6 protein-coding genes are annotated in these 13,220 nt (G+C 59.9%); 1 reads left to right on the top strand and 5 read right to left on the bottom strand.

The features are described 5' to 3' along the window. Positions 1 to 15: 15 nt before the first annotated feature. Positions 16 to 5,703, top strand: a complete 5,688-nt coding sequence (locus ACFORG_RS02485; RefSeq protein ID WP_386733788.1) for a LamG-like jellyroll fold domain-containing protein — start codon at positions 16 to 18, stop codon at positions 5,701 to 5,703. A 272-nt stretch (positions 5,704 to 5,975) separates the two neighbouring features. Here ACFORG_RS02485 and ACFORG_RS02480 read toward each other — a convergent pair whose 3' ends face one another. The 5 genes from ACFORG_RS02480 to ACFORG_RS02460 all read right to left on the bottom strand — a co-directional run bounded on the left by ACFORG_RS02480 (position 5,976) and on the right by ACFORG_RS02460 (position 12,730). Then, on the bottom strand, positions 5,976 to 7,898 hold the full coding sequence (locus tag ACFORG_RS02480; RefSeq protein WP_386733787.1) for a monovalent cation:proton antiporter-2 (CPA2) family protein: 1,923 nt from the start codon (positions 7,896 to 7,898) through the stop codon (positions 5,976 to 5,978). A 4-nt stretch (positions 7,899 to 7,902) separates the two neighbouring features. Beyond that, positions 7,903 to 8,487 carry an NAD(P)H-dependent oxidoreductase gene (locus tag ACFORG_RS02475; RefSeq protein WP_386733901.1) on the bottom strand — a complete coding sequence of 195 codons (585 nt, stop codon included), beginning with the start codon at positions 8,485 to 8,487 and terminating at the stop codon, positions 7,903 to 7,905. 272 nt (positions 8,488 to 8,759) lie between these two features. After that, positions 8,760 to 11,045: a xanthine dehydrogenase family protein molybdopterin-binding subunit gene (locus ACFORG_RS02470; protein WP_386733786.1), complete on the bottom strand. Its 2,286-nt coding sequence runs from the start codon at positions 11,043 to 11,045 to the stop codon at positions 8,760 to 8,762. Between the two features lie 2 nt (positions 11,046 to 11,047). Continuing rightward, positions 11,048 to 11,500 (bottom strand): (2Fe-2S)-binding protein, encoded by a 453-nt coding sequence (locus tag ACFORG_RS02465; protein ID WP_386733785.1) that lies wholly within the window; start codon positions 11,498 to 11,500, stop codon positions 11,048 to 11,050. A 159-nt stretch (positions 11,501 to 11,659) separates the two neighbouring features. Next, complete coding sequence (locus ACFORG_RS02460; RefSeq protein WP_386733784.1) at positions 11,660 to 12,730, bottom strand: helix-turn-helix domain-containing protein; 1,071 nt, start codon at positions 12,728 to 12,730, stop codon at positions 11,660 to 11,662. Between the last annotated feature and the right edge of the window lie 490 nt (positions 12,731 to 13,220).

The raw sequence follows: 13,220 nt of genomic DNA, 5'->3' as shown, positions 1-13,220 counted from the left end.
TTTGTAAGGGTTTCGATGGGACAGCACCTTGATCAATACGTGCGAAACGTCGAGGCCATCGACCGGGATTTCGACCGCTACGACGATGGGTTGAAGGCGGCCGCCAAAACGCTCAAGGCACTTGGCAACGTTCAGGAGGCTCTCAGCAAGGCCTCCAAGGATGCCGAGGTCATCGACCGACTGGTAGATGATTTTCGGGATGTCACCACGTTTCTCAAGCTCTTTCCGCCAACCAGCAGCATAGCACGATCAGTCGATCGCATTCTGGACAAGGTCGCCGCGCGGTCAGAGCAGATAAAGGAAGCGCTTGCGCGGCATGAGACCGAGATCAAGGTCTTTGGCGTTGCAATCACGACAGCCAAGACGGGTGTCAAGGCTCTGCAACTCGATCTGGCGAACGATCAGGGCGACATCGCATCGATCCGGAGCAGCCTGCTGGACCTGCAAGAGGCCGTGAACCTCGATCCGGCCGCGCTGTCGGACGAGGCTCAACTGGTGCTCGAGCAAATGGAAAACCTGTTCGAAGACCTCAATTCCCGGTTCCCCGAACAAGCGCTGGAGGAGATGGAAACAAGGGTCACGACCCTCGAGTCGGCGCTGGCGCCATTTTCCGACATGGGCAACGTGATGGAGGATTTTCGCAATGGCCTCGATGCCGTTGCGTCCAAGCTCGAAGGGATCGGCAAGCCGCTTAGCGTGATCACCGACGCACTCAGCCCGTTGACCTGGGTTCTGGAAAAGGCCGAAAGCGCAATCGGAACGGTCACGCGTCCTGTACTTGATCCGGTGATGGAGGCGCTCGGCGTGCAGGCACTTGTCGATGCGGTCGACAACGCGATAGGCGGACTGCTGCCAAACATTTCGTTTCTGAACCCGCTCGACGGAATCCCCGATGATTTCCCGACGATTTTCGGCACCGACCCCGATTTCGACCAGCCGATGATCAGCGCGATCGAGGATGTTCGCGGGGCTGTCGATGATGTGCCGTCGCTGAACCTCAAGAATAATCTCGCGGCGCGACTGCTTGGAGAAAACGGATATGTAGAACCGCTATTGCGCGATAGCGGCGCCCCTGGCACCGATGTCCTGCTGGGGATCAATGCGCTTCCGTTTCTCAACAGCGATCTCGATGCGATCACCGGCCTTGATGTCCTGAGTGCCGGGATCGGCAACGACACCCTCGATGGCGGACCCCAGGACGATATTATCGTCAATGCGGGTGGGGACGACGTATTCGATGGCGGCGAAGGTTTCGATACGCTCTACACGAACGCGCCGCTGTTTGAATTCACCTTTGAAGTGATCGAAGAAGGCAGCGGTGCGTCGGCAACCGAGGTGATGCTACTCAATCATGTTGGCGGGGGCCTTCTTGGCAATTTCGGTTCGGATCGTGTGATGCGGGTCGAACACCTTGTGTTTGGTAGCGCGGTCTACACATTCGAGGCGCTCGCGACTGCCCTGCGCGTTGACTACGGTGTTTCGAATGAGCGCGACGGTGGGCCAGAAGATGATCTGATCCTCGGGGCAGAGTTGGCCGATGTCCTGCGTGGACAGGGCGGCAACGATGCGCTGATCGGCGGCGCTGGTCTTGATACCCTTGATGGTGGCGCTGGTCGTGACCGTGTTGATTACTCGGGCGAAAACACGACCGGGATCAGGGCAGTCCTTGGTCCGACGGGCGAGGCGGGTCTCGGTAGCCTAACAGACGACTTGAGGGGGATCGAAGATCTGCTCGGCTCGGTTGGAGATGACCTGCTCGTGGGCAGCGCCGTTGCGAACAGCCTCAATGGAAATCGCGGCGACGACACGATTGCTGGCCGCGAAGGCAATGACAGCATCGTGTTGGGAACCGGTTTCGACATTGCCGCGGGCGGGGCCGGCGACGATGTGATCGAAACGCGCCACGGCGGCGACCTGTTGCTGGCGGGGGCAGGAAACGACAACTACTATATCAATCGGTCCGACAATGCCGGGGATATCGTTCTTTACGGCCTCGGCGCATCGCCACTACTGGATGGACAAGCAGGTTCGGACGTTCTTGCACCGCTGCTGATCGCAGAGCCGGGCAACCAGCTGCCGTCGTCCATTAATGTCGCTGAGAATGGCGATCGGAGTTACCGGATCGAGAAATTCGATGCCGACGGACGACCAATAGGAGCCGATGTTGCAAACAGCCCGGGCCTGAACGCGATCGGCACAAATGGTGCCGACGCTTTCCGGCTTTCATGGCAATTCGGTCTGTTCGACGGCAGCGCTGGCAATGATCTGTTCGAAGGGAACGCGCGGAACATCCGCGATGCCATTCCCGAAGATGATGAGCTTCCACCCCTGTTGCGCGCTTTTGGCGGCGATGGCGATGATCGGCTGACCAGCCGCACGATGGATGACAGTTTCGTCGGTGGCGCGGGCGATGACACATATGCGTTTGTGGAGTTCGAGGATGACCCCACCTCGCTGACCGATCATATCGAAGACCGTCAAAGAGCCTTGTTTTTTGGTGGCTCGGCGCCGGAAGGATTCGGCGACATCGTCGAGGGGACGGATCCCGAAACGGGTACTCCGACCTACATGCCGCGCGACCCCGGAACCATCGATCCGGATGCTCTTGCCGACGACGGAACCGATACGCTCGATCTGTCGGGGTCGGAACGCTATTGGCTGATCGATACCGAAAACGGCAGGGCTGAATCCAAGAGTTTCATCGGTCGCGGTGGACTTGTCGCATTCGATCCCAGCGACAACTTGATCAGCTTTTTCGGTGTCGAGAGGTTCCTTGGCGGGCAGGCCAATGACTGGTTGATCCTCGGCAACGATCCGATCGAATTTCGCGGCAACGACGGGCTCGACCGTATCATTCCCGGTCTTGCTGGCGGAAACGGCGGCGTCCGCGCCTATGGGGGCGAGGGCAATGATGTTTTTCATTCGGGCTTTGGCTTCGACAGGCTGGAAGGCGGCCCAGGCAATGACATGCTGCGCAATAACGGCAATTACTTTACCCCGAACAGTGCGCGGGAATCCCTGTTCGGCGGCGACGGGCGTGATTACCTGCGCGTCGGCAACTCTGACGGCCTGACGGGATCACCCAGCGACTTTTTCGGCGGTGCTGACCGGGATATCGTCGAACTCTTCCTGGCGGAAGACGATACCGTTCGCGTGAACCTTGCAGAGGAAACCTACGAGACCCAAGGCGTCACGGCCGCGATGCGCGATGTAGAGGCCGTCATCGTCAACGAGGCCACGGCGACTTTGATCGGCAGCGAAGGCGCGGATGCGTTGCAGGCGGGGGATGGCGGGGACCTGATCGATGCCGGCGCGGGGAATGACATCCTGATTGGTTGGGACGGCAACGACACGCTACGCGGAGGCGACGGAAACGACCTGCTGGATCCCGGCAGCGGCGACGCCACGGTCTACGGCGGCGTGGGTGAAGACGAGCTTCGGTTCTTTTCCGGGCTTTACTGGTCTCAGCGCGATGGCCTCGTTCTCGGCGATTTCGTGGCCCGTCGGCTGGACTGGACGATAGATGTCGGCGCGCAAACAGCGACCTCAAGCGGTGGCACGGTCGCCTTCACCGGGATCGAACGGTTTGCCGGCGGGTGGGCCCAGGACAGCATCATAGGGACCGGAAACGGCGATTACCTCTCGGGACACAATGGGGACGATCACGTTCAAGGTTTTGATGGCGACGACACGCTTCATGGCGGGCGCGATGATGACCTTGTCGAGGGCGGCGACGGCGACGACATCCTGTCTGCTTCGACCGGCACGGATAAGGTCATTGGCGGGACGGGGTCGGACCTTTTGCAGTTCGACCGCGACATATCCGAATTGCAGGTCTGGGTGGGGCGCGGCTATGCCACCGGGACCACGTATGACAGCGTCGAAGGCGCGCCGGACGTCTTCTTTGACGTGAGTTATCGAAGCCGTGACTATTTCCGGGAGGTCGAAGTATTCCGCCTGTCGGACAATGCCGACCGCGCCGAGGGCAGCGACAACAGGGACGAAATCATTGGGGCGGCAGGCAATGACACGCTTGTCGGCCTCGCAGGCAATGACCACCTCGAAGGCGGAGATGGCGACGACCTGATCCATGGGGACGGCCAATCGACAACGCCAGTGATGGCGCATCTCGACCAGTCGTCGGAACGGTCTTTCCTGGAACTTTCCGGGTTTGCGGAGATGCCGACCGATGCACTGACCATAGAAATGCTGATCCGTGCGAACAGGGGCGAGAATTCGGTCCTGGGAATGCCCGTGCTGTCATACGCTGTGCCGTGGGAAAACAACGAATTCGCGCTCTTCACCGGTGCGGATGGCATGCTGCGCATAATCGTGAACGGCGAGCTGATCGGTACGGACATTTCCGACCTGGACTTGTTCGATGGCAAATTGAAACGCCTGAGCGTGACCTGGCAGGCCGACGGTGGCAGGCTCGGCGTGTATATTGATGGCGAGCTCGAATGGTCCGGCTCGGATCTGGCCGGTGCCGATACGCCGATTACCGGTGGCGGCGCATTGGCCTTTGGGCATATGCCAGACGGCGCTGCGGCGGCAAGCGGTCTTGGACAATTCGCCGATCTGACCGGCGCTTTCGGGGATATCCGGATATTCGATGAACCACGCAGCGAGGACGAGATCTGGTCCTACCACGCGAACCCTCTGGATACAGAAACGCGGGACGCCCCGGCGTTTGTTGCTGAGTGGCAGTTCGACCCCGATGCGCCCGACGGGCAGTCTGCAACACTCGACCCGCTGGATCAGGTCGGGGCGGTCAGACTTGAGGCGCCATCCTCTGGTGATGCAGGGGATGACGTAATCAGACCCGGCGGCGGTTTCGACACGGTGGATGGCGGCGGTGGTCAGGACACGGTCGATTTCACAGACCATCCCTTGGTTGACGGATGGAGCGCCGGAGATCTCCTGCTGGACCTCGAACTTGCTTCGGGTTTGGGGCGAATTTTTGGCGGTGAGAGTAACACGCTCATCAGTGTCGAGCATGCCGTCGGGACAGCGTGGGATGATCGTCTCGTCGGTGATTCAGGTGCGAACCGGCTGATCGGTCTGGCCGGCGATGACGTAATTGACGGAGGGACTGGTTCGGACACGCTCAATGGTGGCGACGGAGACGATCGCATTCTCGGCGGTCCGACCCAAGACGATTTGCGGGATGTGATCGTCGCGGGGGGTGGCGATGACGACGCCGATGGCGGCGGTGGGAACGACCTACTCTATGGGCAAGAGGGCAACGACACGCTTGCAGGGGGCTTTGGTGCGGACGAGGTGCAGGGCCAAGAGGGCGACGATGTGCTGACCGGTGGAGCCTTGTCGGATCTCGTCTTTGGCGGCTCGGGGAACGATTTTGTCAATGGCGGTTTCGGCTATGACCGGATCAACGGCGGCACCGGCGCGGATCGCTTCTTTCACCTGGGCGTATTCGACCACGGTTCCGACTGGGTGCAGGACTACGATGCCGGTGAGGGCGACATGCTTGTCTTCGGCCAGAGCGCCGGGCGAAACCAGTTCCAGGTCAACCTTGCCCATACGGCCACTGCCGACGGAGAACGCTCTGGCAACGATGCGCTGCAAGAGGCCTTTGTGATTCACCGCCCAACCGGCCAGATCATCTGGGCCCTTGTCGATGGAGAGGGGCAAAGCACCCTGACCATACAAAGTGGCGGTGAAACCTTCGAACTCATGGTTTGACCGGGACTGTGGCGTTGTTCCTCGCCGTCGGCGATCGACGCAGCATGAATGCCCCCGAAAGCTTCAGACTCGCCGACGGTCAGGAACAATGCAACAGCCCCTGAAAAGATGGTCGGACAGCAATTTCCTTAATGATCGGAACAAGCAGACAAACTGGCTCCCCATAGTTGCCTAACTGTGGAGAGCTAAGGTTTCCACGCAGCGCCAAAACGCAGTACTGAGCAGACAAGTCCAATTTTTGAACATACCATTTCCAGCCGACCCCGCTTTCTTCAGCGCTGGCTTTGTGCCGCCACTTCCTGATCCTTCAGGCTGGGCGGGGTCCAACCTCGCTCGGAACGCTCGTGAAAGGCTCCACGACCCCGGCTGCGCAATTGCGCGGACTGTTCGTCCAAAAGCTCACGGGCCCGTATGGTGTAGGCCCCGTTTTCATGCACGGGTATGTCCGGATCATACAGATTGGCAAGCTCGCGAATGGTGCGCTGGTTTTCGGCGACAAAGGCGCGGGCGGTGCGCTCGGCCTCGAACGGATGCATCCCGAGCGCCTCATAGGTGGATCGGCCGGCCCGGACGGCGCTGTCGAACGTATCGCGGATAATGTCCCGGCATCCCGCCGCCCAAAGCTCGTAAACATGACCCCGATCCATCGCCCGTGCAGTGATGTGCACATGCGGATGATTTTGCGATACGTAGCTGACCAGTTTCGTGGCTTCGTCGCGGTCATCGATGGCGACCACCAGCAACGAGGCTGCCTCGATCCCCGCCGCATGCAGCAAGTCGGGTCGAGTCGCATCCCCGTAGAACGCGCGCACGCCGAAAGCGCGCAACACTTCCAGCTGTTTTGATGAGTGATCCAGAACCGTCGTCTCCTGCCCGGCGCTGAGAAGCATACGGTTGATCACACCGCCAAAACGCCCGTGGCCAGCAATGATGATGTGGCTGGGGGCCGAGATTTCATCGGCCTCCTGTGGTTCGGCAGACCGATAGCGCGGCAAGACGGTGCGATCATAAAGAATGAAGAGCAGCGGCGTCAGCATCATCGACAGCGTCACGATCAGCGTCAGGCGCGGCGCGATGTCTGGTGGCAGAACGGCATTGGCGGCCGCGAACGAGATCAGCACAAAGCCGAACTCACCGGCCTGTGCCAATCCCATGCCAAACAGCCAGCCCTGTTCATCGCGAACGTGGAATATGTATGCCAATGCCAATAGTACTCCGGCCTTAATTGCCATAACCCCCAGCGTCAGGCCGATGATCAGAAACGGTTCGGCAACAAGCAGGCCGAAATCGATCGCCGCACCGACGGTCATGAAGAACAAGCCCAGCAGCAACCCCCGGAACGGATCAATGTCGCTTTCCAATTCGTGGCGGTACTCGCTGTTCGCCAGGACCACACCGGCAAGGAAGGTGCCTAGCGCAGGCGACAGGCCGACCAGCGTCATCAGCAGCGCGATGCCGATCACGAAGGTTAGAGCCGCCGCGACGAAAATCTCACGCAGATTGGCATGCGCAATAAAGCGGAAGGCAGGACGCGTCAGAAACATGCCGCCCACCACCACCAGCGCGATGGCCGCCAGCGTGACAAGCGCGGTTTGCCAACCGCTCAGGCCTTCAACCAGCGACAGGGCCGCGCCATGGCCGTCCTCACCATGCGCTGCGTCGCCACCGTGACTTGCCAATGACGGCAGAGCGAGCAGGGGGATGAAGGCCAGCATCGGGATAACCGCAATATCCTGAAACAACAGCACCGAAAAACTGGCCTGTCCGCCATCGCTTTTCATCAGCCCTTTTTCGTTCAATGTTTGCAGAACAATAGCGGTGGACGAGAGCGCGAAGATCAGCCCGATTGCGACAGACAGTTGCCATTGCAGACCAAAGGCCAGACAGGCTGCTGCGATCAGTGCCGCAGTCACACCCACCTGCAACCCGCCCAACCCCAGAAGTCGCGCGCGCATCTCCCAAAGCAGCTTCGGTTCCAGTTCCAGCCCGACAAGGAACAGCATCATGACCACACCGAACTCGGCGAAATGCTGGATCGAGATCACGTCCACATGCAACAGCGCCAGGATCGGACTGAGAACGATGCCTGCGATAAGGTAACCAAGGACCGATCCAAGCCCAAGGCGCGAGGCGATGGGAACCGAGATGACGCCCGCGACAAGAAACAGGAAGGCCAGTATCAGGAAATCCGTCATCGTCTCAGCTTTCAATCAGAGGCAGGGTGTCGTGGGTCAGAATCTCTGACTGCAGGGCGCGATCCATATCCAGCCGGTCGTCGCGCAGACCTTCCAGCAAACGGCTGAAACCCCTTGCATGCGGGGCGGGATCGGCGCTCAGGGCGCCGTGTTGCACGTAGGGGGCCGGGAAGTGCATCTGGCACAGCCGTGCGGTCTGCTCAAAAGGGGTCAGGAAGGTACGCAATGTGAAATGCTGATAACCTTTGTGGCTATACGCCTCTTGCGGGCCACCTGCCGAAATGGCGAGCATCAAAAGCTTGCCCTTCAATCGATCCCCGCCTTCACCGTAGGCAAAGCCGTGTTCGAATACGAGATCTATCCATTCCTTCACCAGCGCCGGGCAGGAATACCAGAACAGCGGGAATTGCAGCAAGATGACATCATGATTTAGCAGGCGCTGCTGTTCCGCTTCGATGTCCATCGTGTACCGTGGGTTCTCGGCATAAAGATCGACACTGGTAATCCCGGACACGGACTGCGCGGCACGCCATTGTGCCTTGTTGATCCGCGAAGATGACAAACCTGGATGAGCAAAGACATGCAACACACGCGCCAAAATTCGTTCCTTTCCGCTTGGTGCCAGTAGGGATCAGGACTTTCTGGAAAACAAGTGCTCCATACCTGAACGTCCACGCTCTGTTATATTGCTTGCAGAGTGGTGGCGTGGCACTTCTGAGTATTGCAGGTCAGAGCCCCCAAAGGTATCGGAGCGACTGACAATGCGGGGAAATTCTGTCTGACTAGCAGCGTGATGCCGCTGCTAGTTTCTTTGCCTCGAACGCTCAGTAGAGTCGAACAGTTGCGGCCATCCGCGTACGCCTACGACGACAATTGCTCCCGGATCGGCAACGAACGGATCCGCTTTCCGGTCGCCGAGTAGATAGCATTTGTCAAAGCAGGAGCGACCGGCGGTACTCCGGGTTCCCCGACGCCGCCCAGAGGCTGGTCAAAGCCAGTGGGTTGGACGAGATGGGTGTGGATTTCACGCGGGGCCGCATCGATGCGGGTGACCTCGTAATCCCAGAAGTTGGATTGCTCCACGCGACCCTCGGCAAAGGTGATCTCGCCAATTGTGGCAAGGCTGACACCTTGCAATACCGCACCTTCCAGTTGCGCCCGGACGCGTTCGGGATTGACCACAGCACCGCAGTCCAGTGCAATATCGACGCGGGGTATGGTCAACGCGCCGTCTGCATCGACCTTGGCTTCGACCACAACTGCCGCATAGCTGACAAAGCTGCGATGCGCGGCGATCCCCAACCCGTGCCCTTCCGGGAGGTCACGACCCCAGCGGGCTTCTTCCGCCACACGCTCGATCACCCCGCGCAGACGGGCGGTGTCGTATGCGTATAGCTTCGGGTCTTCGCCATAGAGCCATTGATCCGCCATCACCGCCGGGTCGATTTCGCGATCCGGGCCGAGAACTTCCAGCAGGTACTCCTTGGGGTCCCGCCCGGCTGCTGCGGCCATTTCCGCAACAAAGCTCTGAACCGCGAAAGCGTGCGGAATGTTCGCAACCGAGCGGAACCAGCCGATGCGGGTATGCGCGTCGACCCCGGGGTTTTCGACCCGCAGGTTCGGGATGTCGAACGGCACATCGACCGCCCCCATCGCCAGTTCAAACGCGCCCTGGTTCTTGGTGTCCGGCACGAAAAGCGACTGGATCGTCGGCGACACGGTACGGTGCAGCCAGGCCTGCGGTTTGCCGGCTTCATCCAGACCTGCCTTGACCCGCTCGACCGAGACGGTGTGGAAGAAGCTGTGCTGGATGTCGTCTTCACGTGTGAAGGTCAGCTTGACGGGCTGTCCGTCCATCGCCTTTGACAGGATTGCGGCTTCACTGGCGAAATCCGGCTTGGATTTCCGGCCAAAACCGCCGCCAAGAAGATGGCAGTGCACGATGATCTTCTCGATCGGCAGTCCAAGCCGCTGGGACAGGTCAGTCCGGATCGCCTCGGGGTGTTGCACGCTGGTCCAGACCTCGCACATGTCGCCCGATACGCGCGCCGTTGCGGTCGGCGGCTCCATCGGCGCCTGGGCCAGGTGCGGAATGTAATACGACGCCTCTACACGCTGGGATGCGTTCGACAGGCCCGCCTCCACATCTCCGTTCTCGCGGACGATCTTGCCGGGCTGGCTGGCGGCCTGCTCCAGCGTTTCGCGGAAAGCTGCGGAGTCGTAGCTGCCGTTTGGCCCATCGTCCCACTCGATCTGAAGCATCGAGCGGCCTTTGATCGCAGCAAAAGTGTTCTCGGCGATCACAGCAATGCCCCCGAGCGGCGCGAAGGCTGCCGGCATAGGCGGTGCGTCGATTTCGACGATTTTCAGAACGCCGGGTACATTCAGCGCCTCGGAGGCATCATAGGTTTTGACCTTTCCGCCATAGACCGGCGGGCGCGCAACAACCGCGTTGACCATCCTTTCGACATCGGCGTCGATGCCATAGATCGCCTGGCCCGTGGTGATGCCGCGATTGTCGACAAGCGGGACATTCTCCTGCCCGATATAACGATACTGGTCGGGCGATTTGAAACGCAGATCTTCCGGCGCCGGAACCGGACGCTCGGCGGCGCCGCTCGCGACATCTCCGAAACCCAGACGCTGTCCGGTGGCCGCGTGAAGGATTTCGTGATTGCGCGTCTCCGCCTCGTCGGCGGGAACGCCCCAGGTGGCGGCGGCTTCCTGTTCCATCATGAGCCGGGCGGCGGCAGCGATCCGCCGCAGCGCGTTGAAATGGTGCCGGACGCTGCGCGAGCCGTCGGTGTTCTGGTTGCCGTAGAGCGACTCGTTCCCGTCTGCCTGGAGCACGTTGATGCGGTCCAGGTCGGCCTCAAGCTCATCGGCGACGATCACGGCCCAGCTGGTGCGCACGCCCTGACCCATTTCGGCCCTGTTGCACAGCAGATCGACGGTGCCGTCCTCGTGAATCGACAGGAAAATGCGCGGATCGTCCTTCAACCCTCCGCTCATGCCTTCTCCAGCGTATTTCTTGTCTTCAGCTAGCGCGAGGCGGGGCAGGGGCACGGACAGAACTAGGGCTCCGGCGGTCGCGCCGATCAGCAGACCGCGGCGGCTGATATTCGTGTGTCGGGTGATCGTGTCCATCGTCATGACCTTTCTGCGGCAAGCTTGATGGCGGCGCGAATGCGGGGATAGGTGCCGCAACGGCAGATATTACCGCTCATCGCGGCGTCGATATCTTCGTCCGTCGGATTCGGTGTCTCGTTCAGCAAAGACGAGGCCTGCATGATCTGACCGACTTGGCAGTAGCCGCACTGCGCCACGTTCAATTCACGCCAGGCTAGCTGGACCGGGTGGTTGCCGTCGTCCGACAGACCTTCAATCGTCGTCACGTTCTGCCCATCAATGTCGTCGACAAAGGTTTGGCAGGACCGCATGGCGATACCGTCCACATGCACGGTGCACGCGCCGCAAAGCGCCTGTCCGCAGCCGAATTTCGTGCCTTTAAGTCCAGCGATATCGCGCAGGTACCACAGTAGGGGGGTTTCGGGGTCACCCTCAAATGTGTGCGACTGCCCATTGATCGTGAAAGTCGTCATGGTTGTAGCTCCGGTTCGAGTTCTTCCAACAGCAAATGGAAAGACAGCCCGTGGCTTCTTTCGTAGTCACCAAATATCAGGCGTAGAGCTGCCCAAGCCAGAACGGGCAGTTTGCACTTTGCGACAAAGCGTCTTGGAACAGTCTGCGGCGCAGTGGGTTCAGATACCAACCAGGAGGCGGGAGTCTGGCCGACTTTCTTCGGGGGGTGACAGGCGTCGATACATTTCCCTGAAATCGCTTGGCGTTATACCAACGCTGTCCTTGAATGCGCGCGTGAACTGAGCGGTGTCGGCATATCCGGCCTTATGTCCGATCTGCTGGATCGTCAGCGACGGATTTGCAAGAAGGTTACTTGCACGGTGCATGCGGCGGCGTTGCAACAACTGCCTGTAGGTCAGGCCATGTTCAGTTATCCGCCGCTGTAAGCTTCGGGGTCCAAGACCAAGGGTTTGGGCAACACCTTCTATATCGCTGGCGCCGTCATTCAGGCGCAGGTCGATGATGGCTTCTACGACTTTTTCGAAACTGTCCGGCAAGGTTCGGCCGAGTCGGTTTAGATCGTCTAGCTGCACGATCTCGTCGGGTTTGGGAGGACTCAGCAAAGGCGCATGGGACACGTCGCGCGGCAGCACGATACTATGCCAGTCGTGGCCGCCAATCGCTGGGGCGTCGAAATACTCTTCGAGATCCTGAAGCGCCGCCGGGTCCTCACAGGAGGTTTCGATCCGAAGTGGGCTGAACGCGTCTCCCAGGTAACAGGCGGCAAGGCTTCGGAACATGTACAAAGAGAAATCACCCATGTGCCTCCAGCCGTTGAGATTCTCTAACGTACTGCGATACCTGATCGACAGTTCGTTCTTATCTACATGCACGGTGAGGATATTGCCGCTGGAATGATATCGTAGGGCTGAATTGCTTCGGTGCAGGGCATCAATCAGGATCGGGGCCTGGCTGATGTGGCGGCCATAGAGCCCGAGGTCGTGGATCGTGCGACTGCGCGCCGCTTCCAGACCGATAGACCGGATCCCGGTAGCGATGGAGGCGTGATGAAACAGCGCAAACAGGTCCCGCATCAGCAATACACCGTCGAGTTTGCGGGCCTGTTCCGGTGACACGTTTCGCGTACGGAAGACTTGGTCCAGTCCTTTCTGCCCAAGCGCCTGCCCCAAAAGATCCGGGAGCGCGCCGAGGTTGCGAAAGCGTCCAAAGCTGGCATTTGATCCTTGCACGGAGAAACTCCTGCCAACCCAATCGTGCACGTGCGACAGCTCACTATCAGGTTTAGCCTAAGCAAACGAGCGAGCAATCAGGCGATATCTCTTCGGTCCGTTTGCAAACGACGCCACTCATTTCCTGGGCTGCCGGTGGGAAACTGCCCATCTTTTGAGCGCGCTTGCAACGCGTAACCCGTCGATACCCTGATCCGGGTTTTTTGGGCAGGGATCAGGCGCGTCTTGCGGCAAGCGGCGTGCAGCCCCGAAACGCGGCCTCGTCCAGAAGGGCTTTCGCAGCCAGCTATCCCAATCCATTGGATGCCAGCGGGCTGTCACCGGTCAGCAATTTTCGATCCTTGTGAACCTGGCCCGTGATCCCCTCGCTCAGAACCTTGAACCCCCTTACTGCAGGCTCTCAGCGGCCAGGCGCTTGAGCCCGCCCTGAATAACGCAACAGTCGCCCATGATCTTACTCCTTTGGTTGAGATGCTGAACGAGGTTGCCA

The organism is Lutimaribacter marinistellae (assembly GCF_042648365.1).
Taxonomy (GTDB): domain Bacteria; phylum Pseudomonadota; class Alphaproteobacteria; order Rhodobacterales; family Rhodobacteraceae; genus Lutimaribacter_A; species Lutimaribacter_A marinistellae.
The sequence above is the reverse complement of the archived record's forward strand: the minus strand, read 5'-3'. Positions and strand labels throughout refer to the sequence as shown.

What these genes read in the sequence shown, in the direction of transcription:
- ACFORG_RS02470 (WP_386733786.1), bottom strand. Translation starts at nt 11,045, where the DNA reads ATGGACACGATCACCCGACACACGAATATCAGCCGCCGCGGTCTGCTG.
- ACFORG_RS02465 (WP_386733785.1), bottom strand. Translation starts at nt 11,500, where the DNA reads ATGACGACTTTCACGATCAATGGGCAGTCGCACACATTTGAGGGTGAC.
- ACFORG_RS02480 (WP_386733787.1), bottom strand. Translation starts at nt 7,898, where the DNA reads ATGACGGATTTCCTGATACTGGCCTTCCTGTTTCTTGTCGCGGGCGTC.
- ACFORG_RS02485 (WP_386733788.1), top strand. Translation starts at nt 16, where the DNA reads ATGGGACAGCACCTTGATCAATACGTGCGAAACGTCGAGGCCATCGAC.